A 25452-nucleotide genomic window follows, 5' to 3' on the forward strand; every position below is an offset into this window, starting at 1 on the left:
TACCCCTTAGAATGTCTGACAGTTTATTGGGCTGGCGGGTTGATTGGAAGCTCTATAAAAAAGGTAGCGCCCTTACCTTCGGAACTTTCTGCGTACAGTTTACCACCATGCTGGGTGATTATACCATGTCCGATGGATAATCCTAACCCCGTACCTTTGCCTACTTCTTTAGTAGTAAAAAACGGGTCAAATATACGATTTAAGACGTTTTCAGACATGCCCGGACCATCGTCCTTAATAGATATCCGGATATTATCTCCGAATCGGGAACTGGAGATAACTATAGTACCCTCACCGTGTGCCTTGGTTATGAAATATTCGGCATTTATGATTATATTCAAAAGTACCTGCTGCATCTGAAAATAGTCAGCTTTTATTTCCGGCAAATCTGCATCCAGATTGGTAACTATATGAATGTTGTTTACCCTTTGTTCGTAGTTGCAGATATCAAGCACTTTGTGGATTAGCACATTCATATCCACCCAGTCTTTAGATGGTTCATGGCGGCGGGCAAATGCCAGCAGATTGCGGATTACTTCGGCTGCCCGCAGGGCTTCCTGGCTTATTATCTGGATATCACGCTGCAGGTCTTCGGGCAGTTTTTTTTCCTGAAGGAGTTCGGAAAATCCTATAACGCTGGTCAGGGGGTTATTAAGTTCATGAGCAAGCCCGGCGGCCATTTCACCTACCGAAGCCAGTCTATCCGTTATCATCAGCTGGGCGGCCATTTTATGGTGCTCAGTGAGGTCTTTTAGGATATGGACAGTTCCCAGAGATTGCCCGTCTGTATCTAGAATGGGGTCAATGGTTTCCTGAAAATGCTTCTCAATAGTTTCTTCAAAGTAATTTATATACTGGGTCTTTTGGGTATCGGAAGCTACTAACTTGGGGCAGTTTACTTGAGGGCAATTGGTGTGGTGCAGCACCTCGTAGCATTTCTTGTTTAAGATTTCTTGCGGCTGGCAGTTCAAAGCTTTGGCAAAAGCCCGGTTTGCCCGCTGGATATTAAAATCATTATCCAGCAGAAACACTATTTCGGATATATTATCAAAGGTGATTCGCCATTCCTCGGCGGCATGCAGCAACTTGGCATATACATTCTTGCGTTCGGTTATATTCCTCACTACTGCACAGCAATAATCAACTCCCTCAAACTCCAGGAAATTGCACATCACGTCAATAGGTAGTTTCTGACCGTTTTTAGTAATCAGGGCAGTTTCCATAGCATACTTGATATCATGCTTTAGTCTGCCCCAGAGGGTCTTCCACCTTTCCGGAGTGCAGACAGGGTTTATATCCTCTACGGTTAAACTGCATAGCTCATCATGGGTGTAGCCCAGTGACTGGTAGGCTGAGCGGTTGGCACCTATGATATTGCCGTTCTGATTTACCCATATTATGAGATCTGCCGAATGTTCCATTGAGAAAGAGGTGAACTTTAGATGCTTTTCGGCTTCTTTGCGCTGGCGGATATTCCGGACTATGGATATGTTGTATTCCATCTTGTCGTACTGAAGATAATTGGCGGTTATTTCCACTGGAATACTGCCGCCCCGTATATTCCGGTGAATAGATTCAAAGTGCAGGTAAGTACGGGCTTTCAGCTTTTCCCAATGTTTTTCCCAATCCGTCTGGCTGGTTATGAGGGCATCTATATCAGTAACTTTTAATTTGAGCAGGTCTTCGCGCTGGTAGCCAAGTGAGTCACAGGCTGATTGATTTACATCTACAAATTTACCCTCGGCATCAGTCCAGAATATTGCATCTGTAGCCCTTTCTATCGCAAATCTGGTTAGCAGGAGCATTTTTTCAGACTTTTTGCAGATGGTGATATCTCTGGCAGAGAGCTGCAGGTATGGGGAAACAGTACCCGGGTTTATTATCTGGCTGTGGCCGGAAAGCCAGCAAGTCTGGCCATTTTTATGTATCAGGCGGATTTCAAAGGGCCGAATACTGTCACTTCGGCTGTCCTGGAGCATTTGGGCAATACGCTCCCTTGCCTCCTCACTAAACAGCCCGCAGGACTGCCATTTATCACCGCTTATTTCACCTGCCGGATAACCGGTTGCTTCCTCAAATATCCGATTGGCAAATAATAGTTTGCCGTCCGGTTCAAAACTTATTATCAGCGGCATAAGGGTAGGGGCTTCATCAAAAAAGGCCAGTTGATTGGGATTATTCTGCACCTGGCCGTGACAGTGTATAAGGCAGATTAGTTTGCCCGAAGAAAGTTTACATAACAATTCACCTGAGAGGGGTAATCCTGTTTTGCTGGGGATATAGCAGGGTATAGGGCCCAGGGGTGTTTTAAATTGTTTGGGTGTTCGGGTATCAAGGTTTAAACCAGCGGGTTTTAATATTTCATCTAACAAAGCAGGGTTAGACAGATAATCAGCAGGCAAATAGCCGCTTAGAGCGGGTGTATTTGAACTGGCATAGATCAAGCGGAATTGGGGGGAGGTTTCAAATATAAATGCCATAGTTCGGGTACTTTCTATCATGGAAAGTATCTCGGCCAGGCAGGCACTTTCGGGCAAAACTCTTTGCTCTGCATTGGTGCGGCAGGATTTATATCGGTCTTGCATATCCTTACGCTTTTCTATACTTTGTTAAAGAAGCAGGCAGAGGTCTCATATATACCCAAGTATAACTGATTTTAGTATAGCAGGGTAAGTGCCCAGTTGTCATGTGTTTTGTCAAAAAAAAGGCTTTGCTTCGGGAAAATAAAGACAAAAAGCACTAAGGCTGCAAACCTTCGCGGCATTCGCGGTGTTTGAGACTGGGCTGGTAGTCACGGCAGGCCTGAGGCTTGAAATCATGAATGGTACACAGGGATAAATTGTCTACGCCGCGTCCCAGGAAAATACAGCCGTTTTCATTGTGGCGGATGAGCATGGTGCGCTGGCCCGGCCAGCGTTTATCGGCGTATTTCTGCTTAAATTCTTCCAGACTTAGACTTAGATGTCCTGCAATTCTTTGAGCCTCATCCATTTCCAAATGAGGCTGAAAGTGAGAGCAGCAGTTGCCGCAGCGTCTGCATTCAAAAACCTCAGTGTTTTCAATATCACTCATGGGCTTCATTATAGATGCCGGTTTATGCTATTATCAAGGTGGTGTTGAATACTCATGTGTAAGTGATATAATCATTAAAAATATGAAAAAGAAAAAAGACTACATAATTAGACTTTTAGCCACTCTGGTGATAAGCGGAGTGCTGTTTTTGGGTTCTCCCGTTGTAAACAAAGCAGCTCTGGAAGGTGAGTTGTCTTTTTCTGATATTATTCTCAAGGTAGGTGCTGAGCTGACCGTATATGGTCAGAATTTCCTGCGCCAGAGTGATATTAAACTCTATTTTGATGATGAAGAGGTTGCCTTCGGGGCTACCAACCAGCTGGGGGAGTTTGCTCTTAGTTTTGTTGTTCCGCCATCAGGGCGGGGATTACACCTTATAAAGGCGCTGGATGCTGATTATAATACGGGCAGCGGGCTAGTTCTGATTGAAAGCTGGATTGACCTGTCAAAATCTGAGGCTGCCATTGGCGAGACTGTTAATATAAACGGTACAGGTTTTACTCCTTTAGCCTCGGTAAATTTTTATTACAATAACACCCCGCTGGAAGTAATCCCGGCTAATGTTAAAGCTGATATAACAGGCAGCTTTTCCGTGAGTTTTGCCGTTCCGGAGCGTTTTGCCGGGGTTTATCTGGTGGAAGTACGCCAGGGTGATTATATAAACAGCCAGAGTCTCAAGGCCAATGTCTGGCTGGATATTAACCCGGAAATAGGTCTGGGTAAATTAATTGATGTTGGAACGCAGCTGAATATTTCCGGCAAAGGTTTTAAACCTAACGGCCAGGTAGATTTGCAGTATGATGGTGTTTCTTTATTAAAGGTAAGTGCAGATGATAAGGGCACCTTCTCTGCCCAGATAGTTATTCCTTCAAGTGCAGCTGCCAGCCACAGCCTGATACTGGATGACGGGCAGAACCGGATAGTGCGTGAAATCTGGCTGGAAAATACGCCGCCGCCTGCACCTGATATAACAATACCGGTTTCGGGTGAGGCACTTGATGACCCCTTTACTTTCGGCTGGGCAGGGGTAAATGATGCTAGCGGTGTTACCTATACTTTGCAAGTAGCTTCTGACAGCGGGTTCGGCAATATCCTCTTTGAGCTGAAAGATATAAAAACCAGCCAGTATATTCTGGCCGATAACCAGGCCATAAATAATTCTTCGGCGGACACTTTTTACTGGCGGGTTCAGGCGATTGACGGTGCCGGTAATGCAAGTGCCTGGTCTGAAACAGGTACTTTTACCAGAACTTCTCTGGTTCAAAATCTGGGTTTGGTAGTCGGGGTCGGTGTGGGGCTGGTGGCTATTATAATATTTATGTGGTGGGCTATCCGGAACCGCCGTTAGTTCATAAAAAATATTTTTTGCCTTCCCCTGACCCACGTTTGGGCTTCCTTGACAGTAGCTATGTTTCGTGTAGAATATTACTCACAATTATACGTAATTGTGAGTAAACGCCATAAATTCTTAAGGAGGCTTCAGGCCTAACGTGACCACTACCGAAGAAAATAAAAACAAACAATCAGATGACCCTCTCGGCGCAGGTGCAGTCGAAACTTATGGCAAGGTAGACGATGAGCCTCCCAGTAGGCTTGGACAAACAAAAAGATTTAGACTTAAATATTTCCCCAAGGTAAGTGACCAGAACTGGAATGACTGGCACTGGCAGTTTAAAAACCGTGTTACTTCTGTAACAGAAATAGCAAGGTTTTTTCATTTGTCTGCAGAAGAATACAGGGATATGGAGGCCGTTTCTGCGGTTTTCCCCCTTTCCGCCACCCCTTATTACCTCAGTCTGGTAGATTTTGACAATGTAAATGACCCGGTAAAGTGTCAGCTTATGCCGGATACAGCTGAACTTAATTTTGATACCCGCTGCTGTTCTGACCCTTTGGAAGAGGCTCATAGTTCGGTAGTGCCTGGGCTGGTACACCGTTATCCTGACAGGGTGGTCATGGTGCTGACTGATATATGCCCGGTACTGTGCCGCCACTGCACCCGTAAAAGGGAATGGAAAAACGGCGGTTGGGTGCATACCCAGGCAGAGATAGATGCCATGCTGGCATATATACGCCAGCATCCGGTTATCCGGGATGTAATTATCTCCGGCGGTGACCCCTTAACCCTGTCTACACCCCGCTTGGAGAGTGTTCTTTCGGCTCTGCGTTCAATACCCCATGTGGAAATTATCCGAATTGGTACCCGCTATCCTGTGGTTCTTCCCCAGCGGATAGATGATGAACTATGCAATATGCTTTCCAAGTACGGTCCTATCTGGCTTAATACCCATTATAACCACCCTAATGAAATTACCGAGGAATCCCGTCAGGCCTGTGACCGTCTGGTCAGGGCGGGCGTACCTGTAAATAACCAGTCGGTACTTTTAAAAGGCATAAATGACAATGTGTCTGTTCAGAAATCCCTTTGCCACAAGCTTTTAATGAGCAAAGTGCGCCCTTACTACCTTTTCCAGTGTGACAATGTTCAGGGTACAGAGCATTTCCATACCCCCATTGAAACCGGGGTGGGGATTATTGAGGGCTTGCGCGGTTATACCTCCGGTTTGGCTGTGCCGAATTACGTTATAGACCTACCGGGTGGCGGCGGCAAAATAACTATTCAGCCGGACTACGTGCTGGATAAACAGGCTGACGAATATATAATCCGTAATTACAAGGGTGATATAATCCGTTTTAAAAATCCGGGTGAACCCAAAGTTTACAGCAATACCGGCCGGACAGATTTACTTAATAATGCCGCTAAAATAAAGGGAGAAACAGATGCAGATAGGGCTGTCATACGATCTTAAACAGGCGTTAAATCCGGTTAGCGGCGGCCCTGATGATGCTCTGGAAGAATATGACTCACCGGAGACGGTTGAAGCTATCACTAATGCTTTAACCCAGGCCGGGCATACGGTTTACCGTTTGGGTGGGGGAAAAGAGTTTTTACGCAGGGTACAGGAACAGAAACTGGACCTGGTTTTCAATATTGCGGAGGGTTTGGGCAATTACCGCAGCCGTGAGGCTCAAATTCCCGGTATTTTAGAGATGTTAGATATACCGTACACCGGCTCCGACCCGCAAACACTAGCTATTTGTCTGGATAAACCCCTGACTAAGAAACTGGTAGCTGATGCCGGTATAAAAACTGCCCGGTGGCAGTTAGTCACCAGCTGCGAAGAGCTTTCGGCTATAGACTGGTCAGGGTTCCCCTTGCCGGCTTTTCTTAAGCCTGCCTGTGAGGGTTCTAGCAAGGGTGTCAGGTTTGCTTCACGCGCCGGAAGTGCCAAAGAAATAGTAAACATGGCAGCAGAGCTGCTTACTGCCTATGAGCAGCCTGTTTTGATAGAAGAATTTATAAGCGGCGAAGAGATTACGGTAGGGGTTACCGGTAATATACAGCCCAAAGTTTTGGGTATCATGCGGGTTGTCCCCAAAACCAAAACCGATTATTTTGTCTACTCTGTAGAGGTGAAACGCAACTGGCGGCAGATGGTGGAGTATGAGGTACCGGCGGCTTTGCCTGCTGAGACTTTATCCCGCATTGAAAAGGCTACGCTGGATGCGTATAAGGTGCTGGGCTGCCGTGACCTGTGCCGTATGGATTTCAGGGTCAGCCCTGATGGCACACCTTATTTTCTGGAAGTAAACCCTTTGCCCGGTCTAAACCCTGTCAGCGGAGATTTGCCGATTATGGCATCTAAACTGGGTATCAGTCATGCTGAGTTGGTGTTAAAAATACTTTACACTGCTCTGACCCGCCACAGTTTGGCTGCGGCAAACTGCCTGCCTTGAGTTAAATAAAATGTTATATAAAAGCCTCCTTCGGGAGGCTTTTTATTTTAAGGGATAATTACCCCCCGTGATTCTTGCTATTTGAAAAAGCCGTAGCTATAATTGAGAAAACCTATCAATTAGAAGGATTACAGTGCCAACTATTCAGAGCCGTATCCGCCAGAATAAATACAAGATTACTCCCCAGCGGCAGGCTGTTTTAAAGGTACTGTCTGCTGCTACCCAGCCGCTAAGCCCGTCAGAAGTGCATGAACTGGTGCAGGCGGCTAAACCTTCAACCGGTATGGCAACTGTCTACCGTTCTCTCCAGCTTTTGTCCGAACTGGGGCTTGTTTGCGAGCTGCATACCGCCGGCAATTGCCACCGCTATCTGCTTAGGCGTATTGATTCCCATCACCACCATTTGATTTGTTCCGGTTGCGGTCAGGTTATTCACGTGGAGGGGTGCGGGCTTAAAGAGATTACGGAAAACTTGTCCCGGCAGACCGGGTTTGCCATAGATGCCCATTTGCTGGAGTTTATCGGGCGTTGCCGGAATTGTCAGAAAGAGGCGGGAAAAGTATGAAATTAAGGACATTATTTTTGAGTTTGGCTTTAGGCGTTACTCTGCTTAGCAGTTTACTGCTGGCGGGTTGTCAGGAAGATTCATCTTCTGCTGCCAAGCTCAAAATTGCAGTTAGTATAGTGCCCCTGAAAGAATTTACCCAGCAAATTGCCGGGGATAAGGCTGAAGTAATTCTTATGGTTCCTCCCGGGGCGGAGCCGCATACCTACCAGCCGCTTCCTTCCCAGATGGTAGATATAAGCCAGGCAGATATGTACGTGAAGCTGGGCTCTGATTTTGGTTTTGAGCAAACCTGGATTTCAAAAATATTGGCTTTAAACCACTCTATGCTGATGGTAGATAGTTCGGTAAATATTACACTGGAAAGCAGTCCGGAAGGTGACGGGGCAGACCCGCATATCTGGCTTTCACCGCGTAATGCTATCCAGATGGTCAAAAATATCACTACGGGGCTGATGAGCCTGGACCCGGAAAACAAGAGCTATTATGCAGCCAACCGGGATGCTTATTTAGCAAAGCTTGAGCAGTTGGATAATGAAATAACCCTGGCTCTCAGCCACCTGCATAACCGTACCTTTCTGGTTTTTCATCCTGCCTGGGCTTATTTTGCCAGAGACTATAATCTGAAAGAACTTTCCATTGAAATAGAAGGCAAAGAACCCACCCCCCAGCAGATGATAGAAATAATAGATTTGGCTATACAAAATAATATCAGCATTGTCTTTGCTTCCCCCCAATTTTCCAGCCGGAGTGCAGAGTCAATTGCCTCTGAAATAGGCGGGCAGGTGATAATGATAGACCCGCTGGCCCAAGATTACATAAAGAATATGGAATTTGTTTACAAGCAAATGCAAGAGGTTATGAGCTGAAAATGTCTGACACGCCAGCCCTGGTGTTTAGGGGAGTTAGTGCCGGTTTTGACGGCCTTACGGTACTGGAAGATATTACTTTCTCCCAGCCTGCAGGACGGATGCTGGGGATTATAGGCCCGAATGGCGGGGGGAAAACTACCCTCCTAAAGCTGATTTTGGGTCTTATTCAGCCTGACTGCGGCAGTATAAAGGTTTTGGGTAAAAGCCCCGAAGATGCCCGGCCAGAGATTGGCTACGTTTCCCAATATCACCTTTTTGACCGTGACTTTCCCATAAGTGTTTTGGAAGTGGTGCTGATGGGCAGGTATGCCAAAAGGGGTTTAGCCCGCCGCTACTCCAGTGGGGATGTGGCCTTGGCTAAGGAGTATCTGGATAAAGTGGGTATGCTGCCGTTTGCTAACAGACAGATTGGCCAGCTTTCAGGCGGTCAGCAAAAGAGGGTATTTATTGCGCGGGCGTTGGTTAATCAGCCGAAACTGCTTATCCTGGATGAACCGACTGCCGGGGTAGATGCCGCCATGCAAACCGGGCTGTATGAACTTTTGGAAATATTAAAAAAAGAGATGACCATTATTATGGTTACCCATGATATCAGTGCGGTAGCAGTATGTATAGATGATATAGCCTGTTTAAACAAGCATTTGTCGTATCACCATGCCGAGGAAGGGCTGACCGCAGAAGCTTTGTCTGAAACCTATAACTGCCCAATCCAGCTTATTGCGCACGGGCAGGTGCCCCACCGGGTGCTGAAGGAACACGTATGATAGAGGCTTTGGGATATGGTTTTATCCAGAATGCTATTTGGGCTGGTCTGCTGGCGGCCATAGGCTGCGGGATTATTGGCAGTTATGTAGTAGTAAAAAAACTGGTATCCATAAGCGGCGGTATTGCCCATGCTTCATTCGGGGGAATAGGGTTGGGGTATCTGCTGGGTATCAGCCCTGTGCTTGGGGCATTGGTATTCAGTCTGCTGGCCGCGGCCGGCATGGGTGCCATTACCCGCCGGGGACGTATAAGTGAAGATACGGTTATCGGTATGCTCTGGTCTTTGGGTATGGCTCTGGGTGTTATTTTTATAGGCTTAACGCCCGGTTATGCCCCGGACTTATTCAGTTATCTTTTCGGCAATATCCTGACTGTGCCGTCTTCAGATTTGCTGCTTATGCTGGTGCTGGATGCCCTGATAATAGGGGTGGTCTGGCTTTTTTATAAAGAGTTTCTGGGTATATCTTTTGACGAAGAGTTTTGCCGTGTCAGCGGTATGCCTACCGGCCTTTTATACATAATAATGCTGGGGCTTATAGCTTTGACAGTAGTGATGCTGATACGGGTAGTGGGCATAATACTGGTGATAGCTTTGCTGACTATACCGGCAGCGGTTGCCCGCCGTTTTACTGATAACCTTTTTAAAATGATGCTGCTTTCAATCGGATTTGGTATGGTCTTCTGTTTGGGCGGTCTGTGGCTTTCATATGTGCTGGACCTGGCTTCGGGGGCTACTATCATACTCTTTAGTGCGGCAGTATTCCTTTTGGTTTGGGCTTTTAAAAACAAAAAGAAGCAAGAGCCGGTCAGAGACTAAACCGGCTGTACCCGCTCCGGATAAAGCCCTTCTTTTCTGGTTAAGAAAACTAGTGTGTACCCAGCGGTCTGGTTTGGGGAAAAACATTCAGCCCGATTAGCTTTCGTCTGGAAAAGTTTTGCTGCTGTTTCCATTCCATATTCCCCAGGCGGGTTACCATTTCCCTGAGTTCCGGTTCACTGGTCAGGTAATACAGTTCAGCCCCGCCTTTCTGGCAGAGCTTAATTATGCCGCTGGAAACCAGTGACTGCAGGGTGGGCAGGATATCGCTGCCGCCTTCTATAGTGCTGGCAATGGCAGAGCGGTCAAAACGGGCAAAGGGGTGTTTGCTGAAAAGAAGGATTATCTGGCGGCTGGTATAATCTACGGCACTCTGTTTCAGAAACTCGTCAAGTTCCATCTTCGTTTCCTTATCTATGTCAACCCTCATTGGCTTTTCAGACTTTAATGTCTAGAGAGTGGCAGGGGAGGGAGTTCAACCTGCCACTCTCTTTCAAGATATAAAAATGTAGGTTATTATCTGCTTAAGAAACGCGGCGGGGCCTGATGGGCGGGGGGAGCCGGTTTCCGGATGGAAGGCTGAGCGGAGCGGTAGCGCATAAACGAGGGCACTTCCAGTTCTTCCTGGGTCTTGCTGCGCAGACCTTTCATCATACGGGTCATTTCTTTTTCATGGTTATTGGAGAGCATGCTCTCTTTGGTGGCAAAGCCGGTGGCTATCAGGGTTATCTGTACTTCCTTACCCATGCGGGGGTCAGTGCTTACACCAAAGATAATATTGGCCTCAGGGTCAACCGCCTGGCGGATAACATCAGCCGCAGAGTTTACTTCCATAAGGGACAGGTCTTCACCGCCGCAGACGTTATAAATAACACCCTTAGCCCCGTCCACCGCAATATCCAGCAGGGGGCTGGCCAGGGCGGCTCTGGCGGCATCGGAAGCCCGGTTTTGTCCGGCTCCTTTGCCTATAGACATCCAGGCGGGACCGGCATCTTTCATGACGGCTTTTACATCTGCAAAGTCCAGGTTGATAATACCCGGCACGGTGATAACCTCGGCAATAGCTTTGACGCCGTTGCACAGAACTTCGTCAGCCAGTTTAAAAGCCCCGTCAACCCCTGTTTTCTGGTCAACCATGTCCAGCAGGCGGTCATTGGGGATAATTATAAGGGTATCCACACTGTCTACTATATTATTTATGCCCTCTTCGGCGGTTTGCATACGGTGAGCGCCCTCAAAGCAGAAAGGCTTGGTGCATACCGCAATGGTCAGGGCACCTGATTCCTTGGCTATTTTGGCAACCACCGGGGCTGAGCCTGTGCCTGTGCCGCCACCCATACCGGCGGTTACAAAAACCATATCAGCGCCTATTACGTTTTCCTTGAGCTCACTCATGCTTTCTTCGGCAGCAGCTTTGCCCATGGTGTGGTTACCGCCAGCACCCAAACCGCGGGTGCAGCGTTCGCCAATCTGGATTCGGGTAGCCGCTTCGGTAATAGCCAGATGCTGGGCATCTGTATTGACGGCTATAAACTCTACCCCCTGGATATTATCCCTGACCATACGGGTTACAGCGTTGCTGCCTGCGCCGCCGCACCCGATAACTTTAATCTTTGCGCCACTGGGTACATATACTTTCTTTGACATTTTATTATCCTTAGTAAACTATTATCCTTTCGTTAATTTTTTGGATTCCCGAACATTCGTGAGATAAAGCCGCCTTTGGCGCTCTCTTCATTGGCCGGATGGCTTTTTGAAGCATCACGGTTATTGATACTCCAAAGCAGCATACCGACAACATTGGTACAGGCGGGGTCATTTAAGATATCCGATACACCAAATAAATTGGGGGGAGTACCTACCCGTACCGGAATCCTCAGTACTTCGCTGCCAAGCTCGGCAATGCCGGGCAGGTTGGCAGTACCGCCGGTTATTACCAGTCCGGAAGGCACCATCTTGGAATAATCATCACTGGGTAACTCAAGGATAATAAGGCGAAGCAGCTCTTCCACCCGCATCCTGACAATCTCGCAAAGGTCAGGATAAGAGAAGGTATGTCCGCTTTCAACAAAGCTTGCGTCATTACATTCACCGGGTATCACACTGCTGTATCTCTGTTTGATATCATCGGCCATTTCAAAGGGGATGCCCAAGCCCACAGAAATATCATGGGTTACCTGTGAACCGGCAATGGGCAGAACCGATGTATGGTATATGCTGTTGCCCTTAAAGGCAGCTATATCTGTAGTGCCGCCACCGATGTCAGCCAGAATAACGCCCTTTTCGCGTTCCTCATCGGTTAGTGCTGCTTCAGCACTGGCTAAAGGATTGAAGACCAGGTCATCAATCTCTACGCCGGCAGCACGGATGCACTTGGTTAAATTTTCAATTGAATTGGAAGCGGCGGTAATAATATGGGTTTCTACATCCAGGCGGAAGCCATGCATGCCCACCGGATTACTGACGCCTTCCTGTCCATCCACCGAATAATTGCGGGGGATGATGTGGAGTACTTTTCTGTCCTGGGGCATGGTGATGCTGCTGGCAATATCTATAGCCCTTTGCAGGTCACTCTGGCGCACCAGGTGGTCATTGCGGGTTATACTGATAACCCCGCGGTTGTTTTTGGAGTTAATGTGTTTTCCGGTCACGCCTATCAGGGCGGATTTGAGTTTATAACCGGCAGTTCTCTCTGCCATGCTTACCGACTCACGGATGGCTTCTTTGGCTTCATTCAGGTTAACCACCATGCCCTTTTGCATACCGCGGGATGCTACCACCCCTACGCCCAGTATCCTAAGGTCTCCGTTTTCGGTGTCAGCCATAACGGTACAGATTTTACTTGTACCAACGTCTATGGCTGCTATCTGTCTCCTTTTCATTTTATTGCCTCTCCCTCATTTTTTATCCCCTGGCAACCCCTATATATAATAGGTAGTTACCTACTTGACTTGGCGAAAATGGACATTCCACTTACCGGATAGTGACTCAATAAAAGCCTTTGAATCAGTGCTGGGCGCGCGGTATAATTCAGCCAGGAATCCGTGCAGAAGTTCGCCGCCGCTCATGCCGGGCATAGGCTCGGCCGGGCCGGGTAGATTGATGTGTACAATCTCCGTCATCAGCTTCTGATACTCAATTGCAGTCCCCATAGGTATTTTCCCTCCCTTTGAAGATTCAGTTGTGCCACATATTAGTCCGTTCCAAATAGAGCCGTCAAATTTAGTCCAAAATAATTTTGGAATATTCTAGCTGGAATTAGAACACTTGGAACTATATTAAAAAATGTCCTCAAGAATACCAACTAATCCAGAGCTGGAATATACAGCAAAACAGCTAAAAGTCTTGCCATTTCAGAATTTATGGAATAGAATATCTGGACGGAGGAGAAATGGCTAATCTGAAAGGCTCAAAACCCTTACCCCCATATGTATCATACCGGACCTTTTTAAACTTTCTTTTAGGATTACAGGAGGCCATTCCGTCCCGCCTTGACCGCAGTTTTTGGGGTGACAAGTGGTCAGGCAGTACCGGTACCCAGCTAATGGCGGCTTTGCGGTTTTTGGGCTTGGCGGATAATGAGGGTATGCCGCGGGAAAAGCTGCGCCGTTTGGTGGATGCCAAAGGGGAAGACAGAACGCTGATACTCAGGCAGATTGCCCTTGAAGGGTATGAGTTTGTGTTTAATTCGTCTGCTGACCCGGAGTCTCTTACTTATGCCCAGCTGGAAGAGCTCTTTCATAATAGCTTTAAAGTAGCGGATGACGTAGTCCGCAAGTGCATAAAGTTCTTTTTGGGGCTGGCGGAAGATGCGGATATACCAATTTCCCCGTTTGTTACCAAAAAATCACGTACTGCCAGGTCAGGTGCCGGTACAAAAAAGGTATCACGGAAGATAATGCCGAGGACTGCTTCGCATGTTCTAATTCCGGATAATGCAATGAAAATTCCAGAAAATTCAGATATAGACAAGGTATTACTGGGTAAATTCCCCACTTTTGACCCTGCCTGGACGGACGAAGTTAAGGTAAAATGGTTTGAAGCTTTTGACGTTTTGCTTAAAAAAGTGTCAAAGACCTGACCTTAAAAGTAGTACTATCCGCTAGATTTTGATTGTACGCCCTCTAATATTGTGGCATATTTTAAAAATTACGCCATATTTTTTCTTTGCCCATGAAAAATAATATTCCACAGACTAGATGTATAGGGTATAATCTTCTGAGAACATTTGAGGTCAGAAGATGTATTTTAAGCGCATACTGGTTGCTCTTGATGGGACAAAAACTGCTGAAAAAACCCTGCCCATAGCTGAATGTATGGCTGGGGCTGCCGAAACACAACTCCTGCTGGTAAGTATATGTGACCCCAAACCCAAAATCACCGATGAGCGCCAGAAGTATTTGGATATCAAAGCGGCTGAGTTACAGGCAAAAGGCATTAAATCCAGCGGAAAAATGTTTTGCGGTGAACTGCTGCCGCTCATTTTGAAGTGTATAAAAGATAATGATATTGACCTGCTGTGTGTGGCTTCTCATGGATATACCGGTATTAAGAAAATGGTACTGGGCAGCGTTTCCGAAAAGCTTATTAAATCTACCAATCTGCCGGTTTTGCTGGTAAAAGATGGGTACGACACAGACAAGGCAGCTTTCGGGAATATTTTATTGCCACTGGATGGCTCTCTTTTTTCAGAGGCTTGTCTGAAGCAGGTATCGGTTCTGGCCCGTGATTTCAAAAGCAAACTTACCCTGCTGGTGGTTATTCAGCCCCCCTGCATACCCTCAGATCGTTCCCCCAGTATTCAACCCAGCTGGGATGAATACTATCAGGCGCTTCTTGAGGAGCTTAAACAGCAGGCGCAGGCCTATCTGGAACGGCTTACTGGCGAATTGCGGGAAAATGGAATTGAAACTGAATTCCGTATGGAAGTTTCAGATAATATTCCTGAAACTATTTTAAGTACCGCCGAAGATATAAATGCCTCTCTTATTTCATTTACCACCCATAACCGCTCCGGAATAGAGAAATGGTATTATGGAAGTGTAGCAGCCGGTTTGATTGAAAATTCCCCGCGCCCCATGCTGTTATGGCGGAACAGCATTTAAACTTTGCTTGACACCTGCCTTTATTCCTTCCTACAATTAGACAAGAAAAAGGCATGAAAAAGATTTATGACTTAAGCCCCGAAATACGCCCTGAAATGATTAGCTGGCCGGGTGATGGCCCTCCGCAGATAAAACTTTTGCATAGTATCAGGGATGGTTTTCCCACCAACCTCGGTCAGCTTACCATGACATTACATAACGGCAGCCATATTGATGCCCCTCTCCATTTTTTTGAAGATGGCGATGGGGTGGGTGAGATACCCCTTGAGATACTTATTGGCAATGTCCGTGTTTTGCGCTTGAGCGGGGTGAAAATTATAACCCGTGATATGCTTGAGCAGGCTGAATTAAGGGGGGTAACCCGGCTTATATTGGCTACGGATAATGAAGCCCTTTGGGATAAGCCTGATTTTGACCGGAACTATACTTGTATAGATATCGGGGCTGCCCGTTATCTGACCGAGATAGGTGTACGCCTGCTGGGTATAGATTACCTTTCGGTAGAGGATTTTGAAGAGACCCAGGGAGTGCACAAGCACCTTTTAAGCCGTGGGGTAGTTATACTGGAAAGCCTGCAACTGGCAGGTGTGGCTGAGGGGGATTATGAGCTTTTCTGCCTGCCCTTGAAACTGGGTAAAGTAGATGGTGCCCCCGCCAGAGTAATACTAATAGAGAGATAACAGTTTGAAAGACGTAAAGATAGTACCGGCTGTACTTACCGATGACCCTGCGGCCTTTGAGTATATGCTAAACCAGCTGGAGAGTTTTGCCCCTTCTGCCCAGATAGATATTATGGACGGGCAGTTTGTGCCTTCGCTAAGCATTCCGCCTGAAGTACTGGGCAGATACAAGCCCCGTTTTGCCTCTGAAATACACCTGATGACCCTTAATCCCGAAGAATACCTTACCTATTGCAAGCAGCACGGCGCTTTCAGGGTAATATTCCATTTTGAAGCAACAACCCGCCCCGAATACGTTATCAGCAGGATAAAGGAACTGGGTTTTCAAGCAGGGCTGGCGGTGAACCCTGAAACACCTGTTTCAGATTTTGCTTATCTGGTGCCGCAGCTGGACATGGTGCTTTTCATGTCGGTTATTCCCGGTTTTTACGGCGCGCCGTTTATACCGGAGGTGCTTCTGAAAGTGAAAGAGTTTAAACACCGTTTCCCCGAAACTGAAATAGGTCTGGACGGCGGTGCCAAAGAGGGCAACATACCTGAGATTGTGGCGGCCGGGGTAAATGATATATGTGTGGGAAGTGCTATCTTCCGGCAAACTGACCCTAAGTCAAGCTACCTGTATTTGGATAAACTGGCTAAAAATGCGGCCAAAGAAGCGGGTATTTAGCCCTCTTTTTCAGCCTGAAGCAGCTTTTCCAGGCGGCGTTTGTGCCGTTCTTCGCCGGTAAAGCGGGCATTTAAAAAGGCCGTAATAATCTCTTTGGCTACTTCAATGCCTATTACCCTTGCCCCTAAACAAAGCACGTTCATATCATCATGCTCCACCCCCTGGTGGGCGGAATAAACGTCGTGGCAGAGGCCGGCCCTGACGCCCTTGATTTTATTGGCGGTGATACAGGCGCCCACCCCGCTGCCGCAGATGATAATGCCGCGGTCTGTCTGCCCGCAGGCAACCTTTCGGGCAACCGCTAAAGCAAAATCAGGATAGTCATCGGCACTGTCATAGGTACAAGCACCCAAATCCAGCACCTTTGCCCCCAATTGATTTAGAAAGGGTAAAAGGTCTGTTTTCAGGCCGTAACCGCCGTGGTCTGCCCCGATGGCAACAGAGATATTACTCATCTTCATTCTCCAAAAGCTTTAAAGCCTTTTCAGCCATATTTTCCGGGGTTAGCCCAAAATGTTGGTAAAGCACAGGCGCCGGGGCTGATGCCCCAAAATGGTCAATGGAAATAATATCACCGTTTGCGCCCAGATATTTGCACCAGCCCTGCGCACTGCCGGCTTCTATTATTACCCGCGGCAGGGAAGCTGGCAAGATGCTCTGGCGGTATGTTCCGAGTTGGGCCTCAAAAAGCTGCCACGAAGGGAAGGATACTACCCTTGACGAGACGCCTTTGTTTTTAAGTATTTCAGCAGCCTGAACGGCTATGCTTACTTCTGAGCCGCTGGCTACCAGGGCAACCTGCGGGCGGGAATCTGTTTCTGCCAGTATATATGCCCCTTTGGCCAAGTTTACGGAATTTGCCTGTGAGTTATCTAAGAGAGGCAGTTTCTGGCGGGACAGGGCAATGGCGGTCGGGCCGTCCTTGCGGAGTATGGCTGTTTTCCATGCCTGGGCTGTTTCATACGAATCTGCCGGGCGGATAGTAACCAGACCGGGCACCGAACGTAAACCGGCCAGCTGTTCAATAGGCTGGTGGGTAGGGCCGTCCTCTCCCAGACCGATAGAGTCATGGGTAAAAATATAAATAACCCTTTGCCCCATAAGGGATGCCAGCCTTACCGCCGGACGCATGTAATCATAAAATATAAGGAAAGTGGCAACATAAGGTATAATCCCGCCGTGGAGAGCCAGCCCGTTGGCTATTGCCCCCATGGCGTGTTCACGTACGCCGAAATGGATATTCCGCCCCTCATAATGCGGCGGTTCATATTCGCCGCCGTCTTTGATAACAGTTTTGTTTGACGGGCTGAGGTCTGCCGAACCGCCCATAAGGGCGGGCAGGCGAGAAGCCAGTGTATTTATAATCAAACCGGAAGCCTCGCGGCTGGCCATAGCCTTGTCAAAAAGTTTATCCAGCTCATTATCCCAGTTGTCTGGCAGCTTACCAGAAAGCCTGTCCTGCAAAAGGGCGGCTTTTTCGGGATAACGGCTTGCATAGTAGTCCAGCTTGGATTGCCAGACCTGCTGGGCAGTTTTGCCTTTATCCAGTGCCATGCGGAATTCCGCCAGAGCTTCAGGCGGTATTACAAAAGGCTCGTAATCCCACCCTAAAGATTTGCGGCTTTTGGCCACTTCGTCTGTTCCCAGCGGCTCACCATGGGCAGAGGCCTTGCCGGCCTTGTTCGGGCTGCCAAAACCGATAACTGTTTTACAGATAATCAGGCTGGGGCGGGCGGAATCTGACTGGGCTTCTTTGATAGCCGCAGAAACTGCCTCAGGGTTAAGCCCGTCTACCGGGCCAATTACCTGCCAGCCGTAACTTTCAAAACGCAGAGCCGTATTTTCGGTAAAAGCCAGCTCTGTTGAACCTTCAATAGATATTTCATTATCGTCATACAGGTAAATCAGCTTACCCAGTGCCAGATGACCGGCCAGAGAGGCGGCTTCCGAGGCCACGCCCTCCATCAAATCCCCGTCAGAGACTATGCCGTAGGTATAATGGTCTATTATTTTGCAATCCGGCTGGTTAAAAACGGCAGCCAGATGGGCTTCGGCCATAGCCATACCCACACCGCTGGCAAAACCCTGCCCAAGCGGGCCGGTAGTCATCTCAACGCCGGGGGTCAGTCCGTATTCCGGGTGTCCCGGGGTTTTACTGCCCCACTGGCGGAAATTTTTAAGCTCATCCAGCGGCAAATCATAACCGGTAAGGTGGAGAAGTGAGTAAAGCAAGGCTGAGGCATGACCGGCAGAAAGTATGAAACGGTCACGGTTAGGCCAGGCCGGGTCTTGGGGGTTATGCTTGAGGAAATTTTGCCACAGGGCATAGGCCATAGCGGCCATACCCATAGGTGCTCCGGGATGCCCCGAATTTGCCTTCTGAACGGCGTCTACCGCAAGAAAGCGCAGGGCATTTATACATAAACTATCTGATTTTGTATTTGACATGGCGTTTAATTTTAACGTTTAGCGGACTCTTTTTCAAATCTGGTCTAAACCTGCCAGCCGTTTTTGTGTATATGGCTTTCCAAATATCGCCCGGCCGGAGGTTTTACCTCCCCCTTCTTTCCAATGGCTATAAGGCTAAGCGGAGAGATATTGGCCGGAAGGTTTAAAAGCTGAGAGATGCCCTCTTTCCGTTCCTCACGGGGGTGCAGCCCCAGCCAGCAGGCACCTAAGCCCAAAGCTTCGGCTGCCAGCAGGATGTTCTGGCTGGCGGCAGCGCAGTCCTGTATCCAGTAACCGGGTTTGGTTTCGGCGCTTGTATCTGCGCAGACCATAATAGCCATGGGGGCTTCTTTCAGCATTTTAGAGTAGGGGTGAATGTCGGGTATTTTATCAAGTATGCGGCGTTCATCTATAACTACAAAATGCCAGACTTGCTGGTTTCCGGCGGAAGGGGCGGCCATGCCTGCCCTCAAAAGGGTATCCAGTTCGGAGGGGCTTACATCTCCGTTTTGATAGTGGCGGGTGCTTCGGCGGCTGAATATTGCTTCAAGTGTGTCCATTTCATACTCCTTGACGAATACTGTTATCTCTTTATATCATATTGTATTATGATCTGCTAAATACTTCCCGAACGTCAGGGGTTTAAGTGCCCGGTTTTCCATTTTTTAAAATAAAAGGGGAAGTTTGTGTTTAAAAAACTGGCAGATATAAATAATAAGCCTGAGTTATATCAGCAGTACAGTGCGCCTGTACTCTGGAATGACCCTCATATCTCCTCCCGTATGCTGGAGTTTCACCTCAACCCGGATATTGAGCCTGCATCACGCAAAGCAGCCTTTATTGAAAAATCTGCCCGCTGGATAGCAGAATATTTTGGTTTGGGTGACGGCAAGCGGGTCTGTGATTTCGGCTGCGGGCCGGGGCTTTATACCAGCCGTTTGGCGGCTGCGGGTGCAGATGTGACAGGTATAGATTTTTCAAACCGCTCTATAGCTTATGCCCGTGAATCCGCATCTGCCCATCATCTGGATATCAATTATATAGAGCAAAATTATCTGGAGTTTGCTGCCCCGGATAATTTTGACCTGGTAACTCTTATCTATTGTGATTACTGCGCGCTTAGCCCGGCCCAGCGTTGCCGGCTTCTTTCGGTCTGGCGGAAATGCCTGAAAGATGGCGGGCAGATATTGCTGGATGTATTTTCTCTTTCAGCTTACGAAGGGCGGGCGGAAAGTGCAGCTTACGGACGCCGCTTGATGGATGGCTTCTGGTCAGGACATGATTATTTCGGCTTTATTAACACTTTTAAATATCCGCTAGAAAAAGTGATACTGGATAAATACACTATTATAGAGGCGGATAGGGAGTGGCAGGTCTTCAACTGGCTGAAGTATTTTTCCTCCGCAGAGCTGAAAGACGAGCTAGCTGAAAACGGGTTTGAGGTAACAGGTGTATTTTCAGATGTTGCCGGGAAGGTTTACTGCGAAACTTCACCTGAAATTGCCGTAGTTGCCCGAAAGAAAAACTGATTTATTAGCTAGGATACTGGTTTTAACAGCCGCAGTTTTTGAGTCTGCGGCTGTTTTATTGATTGAGATAAACCCGTTTATTAGGGTAAAATGGTTTGCAGTTATATATCCTTAAACCTTACAAGAGAGAAGCGAGCGTAATGATAAAACCAACCAAGCTGATTCCGCCTTTTCCCCAGATGACAATAGGGGTTATGGGTTCTGCCGGCGGGGCAATGTCTGATGAAACCAAAAAAAATCTGCGTTGTCTGGGTGAGTGCATAGCCAAGCGTAAACATGTACTTATTACCGGTGCCTGTCCCGGTATGCCCCATGAAACTGTGCTGGGGGCTAAGGAAGAAGGCGGAGTAGTAGTAGGCATTTCCCCGGCCCTCAATCTGGAAGAACACGTAGAAAAATACCATTCTCCCACCCGCGGATATGACGCCATTATCTATACCGGCTCAGGTCTGATGGGACGGGAGATTGAAAATATCCGCAGCTGTGACGTAGTAATATTTGCCGGGGGGCGCTCCGGCACTCTGGGTGAGTTTGCCATAGCTTATGACGAAGGCAAGGTTATAGGCGTGTTGCGGGGGAGCGGCGGTATTGCTGACCATCTGGACAAGATTATTGCCATGGTGGACAAGGAAACCGGTGCCCGGGTCTACTACGAATCAGACCCGCATAAACTGCTGGATGTACTGGAAGCAGTTTACCGGGAACGTATTTTCCCCAGGCATAAGCTTCTGCTGGAAAACCACAGCCCTGACGGTATTTACGACGGCTAATCTAATTTTAATCTGAAAGGGATTTAGTTTCTAAATCCCTTTTTTATATCCCCGGAATGCTTGGGATATGGGGGCTATCAAAGCAGGTTTACGGGTCTGGTTTCCCTGAGAATATATTTCAGGTTTTTCGTTTATGTATTGACTAAACAAAATAACTGGAGTAAACTAAAATTTAGTTGAATATATGACGGGATAGCTATGAGTGCAAGACCGGTGCGAATCCGGCGCAGTACCGCCTACTGTGACCGAGGGGAGACCTTCGGGAGCCAGAACCTCAAATTCCGTTACCAGGCACTCCGCGGAATAGGGAGGGTAGTCATTTTAGAGTGACTTAAATACCTTTGTCCGATGAGGCAGAGGTATTTTTTATGTCTGGCAGAGTATATAAAAAATAACAGGGCCTTGAACTTTGAGTGCAAGACCGGTGCAATTCCGGCGCAGTACCGCCTGCTGTAATGGGGCAAGTACCCCGAAGTCAGAACTTCAAAGTTCGGTTTTAGAGGCTCTCCGCGGTAAGAGGAGGTACGTGGCCATGCAGAAAAACTTGTAAGAGGAAACAGTTTTGCCCGTGGTTTTGGTTTCCGATATTAAAAATGAATGGAGCAGTTATGCTGAGTGATATTAAAATGAAACTTAACAGTAAGAGTGCCCGCTTGGGTACGGCTGTTGCCAGTATCTTCTTAAGTTTGGTTTTGCTGCTGGGTTTGGCAGGCGGCTGTAAAACGGCAGACGATACCGAGAATGAAGATGATACCCCGGTAGTAACCGAAGTAAGCTATCCCCTGACAGTGACAGACCAGCTGGGCAGGACGGTAACTATTCAGTCCGAACCCCAGACTATAGTCTCTCTTTCCCCCAGCAATACCGAAACTATTTATGCTATGGGACTGGAAGATAAACTGGTGGGTGTGACCACCTATTGCAACTACCCTGAAGCCGCCGCAGATAAGCCCAAGGTGGGCGGTTTTTCAACTGTGGATGTTGAAGCGGTGACTGCTATAGGACCTGATATTATTCTGGCCTCCAATCTTCATGAGTCTACCGTTATCCCTCAGCTTGAACAGTTGGGTCTGACTGTGATAGCTATCAGCCCGGATAACCTGGAAGAAGTAATCTCATCTATTGAGCTTATCGGCAAATGCCTTAATCAGGTTGAAAAAGCCAATTCGCTGGTAGACGGGATGCAAACCCGTATAGATGCGGTAACAGCCAAGGTCAAAAACCTGTCTGACAGTCAGAAACCGCGTGTTTTATACATTGTCTGGCATGAACCTCTTATGAGTGTTGGTTCTACTGCCTTTATAACCGGCTTGATTACTGCTGCCGGAGGCGTTAGTATTACTGCTGATTCTGTAGAAGCTTATCCTACCATTAGTTTGGAAACAGTACTCGGGGCTAATCCCCAGGTGATAGTGGTGGGTACCGGTATGGGCTCAGGGGCGGATGCGCCGCTGATTTTTATGCAGGATGAGCCCCGTCTGGCGGCTATTGATGCCAGAATAAACGGCTATATATATAGTATCAATACAGACCTTATCGGCCGTACCGGCCCGCGGATTGTAGATGCTCTGGAGCAGCTGGCCCAGATGCTCCACCCTGAAATATTCGGGGCTTTCAGCGGATAAAGAATTCGGGTGGGGCAGGTATATACCTGCCCCACAGTTTTGCAGGTAAGAATGGGTGTTAATACAAGTCTGAATAAAGAAAACAGCCCGGCAGTACCCGGCGGTCTGCACCCTCACTGGCAGGGCAGGCTTTATGCAATGCTCGGGTTGCTTGGATTGCTGCTGCTGGCGGCAATCTTTGCTATTTCATTCGGCTCGGTTGAAGTGCCGTTTTTTACCACTATATCCATTATAATTTCAAAAATCCCCTTTATACATATCAGCCCTGACTGGACTGTAAATACCCAGACTATTATTTGGGATATCCGTTTGCCCAGAGTCCTGCTGGCCGGAGTGGTGGGTATGGCTTTGGCTGTGGCCGGGGCTACATATCAGGGGCTTTTCCGTAACCCTCTGGCAGACCCGTATCTTATCGGTGTGGCCCAAGGGGCGGCGGTAGGCGCTGTACTGGGGCTGATACTGGGTATCGGTTTTGATATACTGGGTATTTTTGCAACCCCGCTGTTTGCCTTTGTGGGGGCGTTCGGGGCGGTAGGTGTTGTGTATATGCTGGCCAGGGTGGGAAACCGCCTTACGGTTACCACTTTGATACTGGCTGGTGTGGCACTGGGCTCATTCCTTACGGCTGTTGTATCGTATTTAATTACGGTCAGCGGCGACAAGATTCACTCTGTTATGTTCTGGCTGATGGGCAGTTTTTCTATGGCTGCCTGGGACAGTGTAAAAATAGTTGTACCTATTGTAATCATAGGTACTATAGTTATACTTTTATTTGCCCGTTCGCTGAACCTTATTCAGCTGGGTGAAGAGCAGGCTCAGGAACTGGGGGTGGATGTGGAACGGATGAAAATCTTCCTCCTTACGGCAGCTACCCTGATAACAGCGGCAGCGGTATCTTTTGTGGGTATTATCGGTTTTGTGGGTATTATAGTTCCCCACGCCGTGAGACTAATCTGGGGGGCGGATTACCGTTTCCTGCTGCCTCTTTCGGCTCTGGTGGGGGCGGTATTTATGATAATGGCTGACATTGCCTCCCGTACTTTGGTTGCTCCCAATGAAATCCCGGTGGGGGCTATTACGGCACTGGTGGGTGCGCCCTTTTTCCTGTATTTGCTTAGAAAACGCACCCGAATGCTCTTTTAGGTATATGAAAAATGTTTGAACTTGAAGTCCGGGATATAACCCTGGCCTATGGTGCGGTTGATGTTTTAAGGAATGTCAGCTTTAAAACCATGCCCGGTGAAATGATAGGTTTGGTAGGGCCGAATGGTTCAGGCAAGTCTACCCTGATAAAATCTTTGGCCAGAGTTATAGAGCCGCGTCTGGGGCATATTTACATAAACGGGCGTGATTCGCGTACTATCCCCCGCCTGGAGCTGGCTAAAATGGTAGGGGTTGTGCCTCAGATACCGGTACTTCCCAGCGCTTTTACCGCTTTTGAGATTGTCCTGATGGGTCGAAACCCTCATATGGGAACGTTTCAATATGAAAGCCGCAAGGATATTGCCATTGCCTGGGAGGCTATGGAGAGGGCAGGGGTACTGCATCTGGCTGAAAGACAAATAGGCGAACTGTCGGGCGGTGAAATACAAAGTGTAGTCATTGCCCGTTCTTTATGCCAGAAAACCGAGGCTATTTTGCTGGATGAGCCTACTTCCAACCTGGATATAGGCCGCCAGATAGAGGTACTTGACCTTATAAAATCAGAGTGCCGCGAACGGAATATTACCGTAATTGCCGCCTTGCACGACCTTAATCTGGCTGCCCATTATTGTGAAAGGCTGATACTTATTGATCACAACGGCATTCATGCAGACGGCAGTCCGGCCGAGGTAATAACCACTGAAAATATCAGCCGTGTTTACGGCCCCGGCAGTTATGTCCATACTCATCCCCTAAGCGGACTTCCGGCGGTACTGCCGCGTTTAGGTAATACCCGCTGTGCAAACGGCGAAAAGGGAGGCACGGGTGCCCGCTGAGCAGGTAAATATCCGGACAGTTGCCGAATTTCACGGCATAAAGGCCGAGGTTATTGAGCATGAGGTCTGGGGTGTTCCCGCCAATGCTTTAGTGATTACTTTTCCCGAAGAACGGCAGGCACTTTCCGGCAGGCAGGGTTACCGCAAGGTCAAGGCAGTCTGCAATATTTATCTGCCGGATGCTATCTGGCCGCGTCTGCATAATGATAAATTAAGCTGGAATGGCTATTACCGTCAGGTTTTTTCCAAAGCCCTGAGTGCTATCGGCATTCCCCTTTCCAAAGTGCTGGTTTTATCCACCGGGGTTACCATGGACCATCTGGCCTTCCATGAAGAAAAACAGGGTGATTTGTGGGTGGCGGTTCTGGCTACTGCCGGGGTGGAGTCTAATGCCTTACGCATTGGGCAGGATAAGTCTTCGGGTATTGACCGTAACGGCAAGTTCAAACCCTTCGGCACTATAAATACTATTATTCTTACCAGCGAAAGCCTGCCGCAGTCTGCTCTGGCTTCCTGTTTTATAACCGCTACCGAGGCAAAGACTATTGCTTTGGATGAACTGGGTGTCATGAGTGCTTATACCCCCGGCCTAAAAGCCAGCGGCACCGGCACTGACCAGATAGTGGCAGTTTCCGGCACAGGTGACAAGGCAACCTACGTGGGCGGGCATACTTTGCTGGGCGAACTGATGGGGCGGAGTGTGACCCTGGCTATAAAAGAAGCCCTGACCAAGCGTATGGCCAGCAGAAAAGGGCATTAG

General features: G+C 48.1%; 26 protein-coding genes and 2 riboswitches. Of the genes, 17 read left to right on the forward strand and 9 right to left on the reverse strand.

Annotated elements, in window-relative coordinates:
* Nucleotides 1-23: 23 nt before the first annotated feature.
* Entirely contained in the window at nt 24-2585 is a 2562-nt protein-coding gene (locus ACE6F3_RS05350; protein ID WP_077975195.1) for a PAS domain S-box protein, read from the reverse strand.
* Between the two features lie 154 nt (nt 2586-2739).
* On the reverse strand, nt 2740-3072 hold the full coding sequence (locus ACE6F3_RS05355) for a YkgJ family cysteine cluster protein (protein ID WP_010936401.1): 333 nt from the start codon (nt 3070-3072) through the stop codon (nt 2740-2742).
* A gap of 82 nt (nt 3073-3154) precedes the next feature.
* Between ACE6F3_RS05355 and ACE6F3_RS05360 the strand changes: the two genes are divergently transcribed.
* The 7 genes from ACE6F3_RS05360 to ACE6F3_RS05390 all read left to right on the forward strand — a co-directional run bounded on the left by ACE6F3_RS05360 (nt 3155) and on the right by ACE6F3_RS05390 (nt 9889).
* On the forward strand, nt 3155-4420 hold the full coding sequence (locus ACE6F3_RS05360; protein ID WP_077975653.1) for a hypothetical protein: 1266 nt from the start codon (nt 3155-3157) through the stop codon (nt 4418-4420).
* Nucleotides 4421-4562: 142 nt separating this feature from the next.
* Nucleotides 4563-5882, forward strand: coding sequence for a KamA family radical SAM protein (locus ACE6F3_RS05365; protein WP_077975196.1), 1320 nt, complete (start codon nt 4563-4565; stop codon nt 5880-5882).
* Nucleotides 5854-6870 carry a D-alanine--D-alanine ligase gene (locus ACE6F3_RS05370; protein WP_077975197.1) on the forward strand — a complete coding sequence of 339 codons (1017 nt, stop codon included), beginning with the start codon at nt 5854-5856 and terminating at the stop codon, nt 6868-6870. The genes ACE6F3_RS05365 and ACE6F3_RS05370 overlap by 29 nt, the downstream gene beginning before the upstream one ends.
* 133 nt (nt 6871-7003) lie before the next feature.
* Nucleotides 7004-7435 (forward strand): Fur family transcriptional regulator, encoded by a 432-nt coding sequence (locus tag ACE6F3_RS05375; protein WP_010936405.1) that lies wholly within the window; start codon nt 7004-7006, stop codon nt 7433-7435.
* Nucleotides 7432-8304, forward strand: a complete 873-nt coding sequence (locus ACE6F3_RS05380) for a metal ABC transporter solute-binding protein, Zn/Mn family (RefSeq protein WP_058292097.1) — start codon at nt 7432-7434, stop codon at nt 8302-8304. The genes ACE6F3_RS05375 and ACE6F3_RS05380 overlap by 4 nt, the downstream gene beginning before the upstream one ends.
* Before the next feature lie 2 nt (nt 8305-8306).
* The gene (locus ACE6F3_RS05385; RefSeq protein ID WP_058292096.1) at nt 8307-9071 is read left to right on the forward strand and encodes a metal ABC transporter ATP-binding protein; all 765 of its coding nucleotides are present in this window, start codon (nt 8307-8309) and stop codon (nt 9069-9071) included.
* Complete coding sequence (locus tag ACE6F3_RS05390) at nt 9068-9889, forward strand: metal ABC transporter permease (protein WP_010936408.1); 822 nt, start codon at nt 9068-9070, stop codon at nt 9887-9889. Before ACE6F3_RS05385 ends, ACE6F3_RS05390 begins: the two co-directional genes overlap by 4 nt.
* Before the next feature lie 49 nt (nt 9890-9938).
* Here ACE6F3_RS05390 and ACE6F3_RS05395 read toward each other — a convergent pair whose 3' ends face one another.
* The 4 genes from ACE6F3_RS05395 to ACE6F3_RS05410 all read right to left on the reverse strand — a co-directional run bounded on the left by ACE6F3_RS05395 (nt 9939) and on the right by ACE6F3_RS05410 (nt 13041).
* A complete protein-coding gene (locus tag ACE6F3_RS05395) occupies nt 9939-10289 on the reverse strand; it encodes a hypothetical protein (protein ID WP_010936410.1) in 351 nt (116 codons plus the stop codon).
* Nucleotides 10290-10405: 116 nt separating this feature from the next.
* Nucleotides 10406-11536, reverse strand: a complete 1131-nt coding sequence (gene ftsZ, locus ACE6F3_RS05400; RefSeq protein WP_010936411.1) for a cell division protein FtsZ — start codon at nt 11534-11536, stop codon at nt 10406-10408.
* Between the two features lie 32 nt (nt 11537-11568).
* Complete coding sequence (gene ftsA, locus ACE6F3_RS05405; RefSeq protein ID WP_058292095.1) at nt 11569-12771, reverse strand: cell division protein FtsA; 1203 nt, start codon at nt 12769-12771, stop codon at nt 11569-11571.
* Between the two features lie 60 nt (nt 12772-12831).
* Complete coding sequence (locus tag ACE6F3_RS05410) at nt 12832-13041, reverse strand: hypothetical protein (protein ID WP_010936413.1); 210 nt, start codon at nt 13039-13041, stop codon at nt 12832-12834.
* 239 nt (nt 13042-13280) lie between these two features.
* Between ACE6F3_RS05410 and ACE6F3_RS05415 the strand changes: the two genes are divergently transcribed.
* The 4 genes from ACE6F3_RS05415 to ACE6F3_RS05430 all read left to right on the forward strand — a co-directional run bounded on the left by ACE6F3_RS05415 (nt 13281) and on the right by ACE6F3_RS05430 (nt 16341).
* On the forward strand, nt 13281-13970 hold the full coding sequence (locus tag ACE6F3_RS05415) for a DUF5343 domain-containing protein (protein WP_077975198.1): 690 nt from the start codon (nt 13281-13283) through the stop codon (nt 13968-13970).
* A gap of 160 nt (nt 13971-14130) precedes the next feature.
* On the forward strand, nt 14131-14994 hold the full coding sequence (locus ACE6F3_RS05420) for a universal stress protein (protein ID WP_058292093.1): 864 nt from the start codon (nt 14131-14133) through the stop codon (nt 14992-14994).
* 53 nt (nt 14995-15047) lie between these two features.
* Complete coding sequence (locus ACE6F3_RS05425; protein WP_077975199.1) at nt 15048-15674, forward strand: cyclase family protein; 627 nt, start codon at nt 15048-15050, stop codon at nt 15672-15674.
* Between the two features lie 4 nt (nt 15675-15678).
* Complete coding sequence (locus ACE6F3_RS05430) at nt 15679-16341, forward strand: ribulose-phosphate 3-epimerase (protein ID WP_077975200.1); 663 nt, start codon at nt 15679-15681, stop codon at nt 16339-16341.
* Here the strand turns inward: ACE6F3_RS05430 and rpiB are convergent.
* From rpiB to ACE6F3_RS05445, 3 genes are read right to left on the reverse strand one after another with little or no spacing between them, the layout of a single operon-like run.
* On the reverse strand, nt 16338-16796 hold the full coding sequence (gene rpiB, locus ACE6F3_RS05435; RefSeq protein WP_077975201.1) for a ribose 5-phosphate isomerase B: 459 nt from the start codon (nt 16794-16796) through the stop codon (nt 16338-16340). The genes ACE6F3_RS05430 and rpiB overlap by 4 nt on opposite strands.
* On the reverse strand, nt 16789-18789 hold the full coding sequence (gene tkt / locus ACE6F3_RS05440; protein WP_077975202.1) for a transketolase: 2001 nt from the start codon (nt 18787-18789) through the stop codon (nt 16789-16791). The genes rpiB and tkt overlap by 8 nt, the downstream gene beginning before the upstream one ends.
* A 44-nt stretch (nt 18790-18833) precedes the next feature.
* Nucleotides 18834-19349, reverse strand: a complete 516-nt coding sequence (locus ACE6F3_RS05445) for a nitroreductase family protein (RefSeq protein ID WP_077975203.1) — start codon at nt 19347-19349, stop codon at nt 18834-18836.
* A 126-nt stretch (nt 19350-19475) separates the two neighbouring features.
* Between ACE6F3_RS05445 and ACE6F3_RS05450 the strand changes: the two genes are divergently transcribed.
* The 6 genes from ACE6F3_RS05450 to ACE6F3_RS05475 all read left to right on the forward strand — a co-directional run bounded on the left by ACE6F3_RS05450 (nt 19476) and on the right by ACE6F3_RS05475 (nt 25452).
* A complete protein-coding gene (locus ACE6F3_RS05450) occupies nt 19476-20318 on the forward strand; it encodes a bifunctional 2-polyprenyl-6-hydroxyphenol methylase/3-demethylubiquinol 3-O-methyltransferase UbiG (protein WP_077975204.1) in 843 nt (280 codons plus the stop codon).
* Nucleotides 20319-20458: 140 nt separating this feature from the next.
* A complete protein-coding gene (locus tag ACE6F3_RS05455) occupies nt 20459-21088 on the forward strand; it encodes an LOG family protein (protein WP_058292086.1) in 630 nt (209 codons plus the stop codon).
* 159 nt (nt 21089-21247) lie between these two features.
* A riboswitch (cobalamin riboswitch) is annotated at nt 21248-21383 on the forward strand.
* A 90-nt stretch (nt 21384-21473) separates the two neighbouring features.
* Nucleotides 21474-21592, forward strand: a riboswitch (cobalamin riboswitch).
* 104 nt (nt 21593-21696) lie between these two features.
* Nucleotides 21697-22713 (forward strand): ABC transporter substrate-binding protein, encoded by a 1017-nt coding sequence (locus ACE6F3_RS05460; protein WP_077975205.1) that lies wholly within the window; start codon nt 21697-21699, stop codon nt 22711-22713.
* A 51-nt stretch (nt 22714-22764) separates the two neighbouring features.
* A complete protein-coding gene (locus ACE6F3_RS05465) occupies nt 22765-23856 on the forward strand; it encodes an iron ABC transporter permease (RefSeq protein ID WP_058292084.1) in 1092 nt (363 codons plus the stop codon).
* An 11-nt stretch (nt 23857-23867) separates the two neighbouring features.
* A complete protein-coding gene (locus tag ACE6F3_RS05470) occupies nt 23868-24692 on the forward strand; it encodes an ABC transporter ATP-binding protein (protein ID WP_041341715.1) in 825 nt (274 codons plus the stop codon).
* Complete coding sequence (locus ACE6F3_RS05475) at nt 24682-25452, forward strand: adenosylcobinamide amidohydrolase (RefSeq protein WP_077975206.1); 771 nt, start codon at nt 24682-24684, stop codon at nt 25450-25452. Before ACE6F3_RS05470 ends, ACE6F3_RS05475 begins: the two co-directional genes overlap by 11 nt.

It is taken from the genome of Dehalococcoides sp. THU4, assembly GCF_043231265.1.
Lineage (GTDB): Bacteria > Chloroflexota > Dehalococcoidia > Dehalococcoidales > Dehalococcoidaceae > Dehalococcoides > Dehalococcoides mccartyi.

Coding starts and splice junctions, on each gene's coding strand:
- ACE6F3_RS05350 (WP_077975195.1), bottom strand. CDS start 2,585: ATGCAAGACCGATATAAATCCTGCCGCACCAATGCAGAGCAAAGAGTT.
- ACE6F3_RS05355 (WP_010936401.1), bottom strand. CDS start 3,072: ATGAGTGATATTGAAAACACTGAGGTTTTTGAATGCAGACGCTGCGGC.
- ACE6F3_RS05360 (WP_077975653.1), top strand. CDS start 3,155: ATGAAAAAGAAAAAAGACTACATAATTAGACTTTTAGCCACTCTGGTG.
- ACE6F3_RS05370 (WP_077975197.1), top strand. CDS start 5,854: ATGCAGATAGGGCTGTCATACGATCTTAAACAGGCGTTAAATCCGGTT.
- ACE6F3_RS05380 (WP_058292097.1), top strand. CDS start 7,432: ATGAAATTAAGGACATTATTTTTGAGTTTGGCTTTAGGCGTTACTCTG.
- ACE6F3_RS05385 (WP_058292096.1), top strand. CDS start 8,307: ATGTCTGACACGCCAGCCCTGGTGTTTAGGGGAGTTAGTGCCGGTTTT.
- ACE6F3_RS05390 (WP_010936408.1), top strand. CDS start 9,068: ATGATAGAGGCTTTGGGATATGGTTTTATCCAGAATGCTATTTGGGCT.
- ACE6F3_RS05395 (WP_010936410.1), bottom strand. CDS start 10,289: ATGGAACTTGACGAGTTTCTGAAACAGAGTGCCGTAGATTATACCAGC.
- ftsZ (WP_010936411.1), bottom strand. CDS start 11,536: ATGTCAAAGAAAGTATATGTACCCAGTGGCGCAAAGATTAAAGTTATC.
- ftsA (WP_058292095.1), bottom strand. CDS start 12,771: ATGAAAAGGAGACAGATAGCAGCCATAGACGTTGGTACAAGTAAAATC.
- ACE6F3_RS05410 (WP_010936413.1), bottom strand. CDS start 13,041: ATGGGGACTGCAATTGAGTATCAGAAGCTGATGACGGAGATTGTACAC.
- ACE6F3_RS05415 (WP_077975198.1), top strand. CDS start 13,281: ATGGCTAATCTGAAAGGCTCAAAACCCTTACCCCCATATGTATCATAC.
- ACE6F3_RS05420 (WP_058292093.1), top strand. CDS start 14,131: ATGTATTTTAAGCGCATACTGGTTGCTCTTGATGGGACAAAAACTGCT.
- ACE6F3_RS05425 (WP_077975199.1), top strand. CDS start 15,048: ATGAAAAAGATTTATGACTTAAGCCCCGAAATACGCCCTGAAATGATT.
- rpiB (WP_077975201.1), bottom strand. CDS start 16,796: ATGAGTAATATCTCTGTTGCCATCGGGGCAGACCACGGCGGTTACGGC.
- tkt (WP_077975202.1), bottom strand. CDS start 18,789: ATGTCAAATACAAAATCAGATAGTTTATGTATAAATGCCCTGCGCTTT.
- ACE6F3_RS05445 (WP_077975203.1), bottom strand. CDS start 19,349: ATGGACACACTTGAAGCAATATTCAGCCGCCGAAGCACCCGCCACTAT.
- ACE6F3_RS05455 (WP_058292086.1), top strand. CDS start 20,459: ATGATAAAACCAACCAAGCTGATTCCGCCTTTTCCCCAGATGACAATA.
- ACE6F3_RS05460 (WP_077975205.1), top strand. CDS start 21,697: ATGCTGAGTGATATTAAAATGAAACTTAACAGTAAGAGTGCCCGCTTG.
- ACE6F3_RS05465 (WP_058292084.1), top strand. CDS start 22,765: ATGGGTGTTAATACAAGTCTGAATAAAGAAAACAGCCCGGCAGTACCC.
- ACE6F3_RS05470 (WP_041341715.1), top strand. CDS start 23,868: ATGTTTGAACTTGAAGTCCGGGATATAACCCTGGCCTATGGTGCGGTT.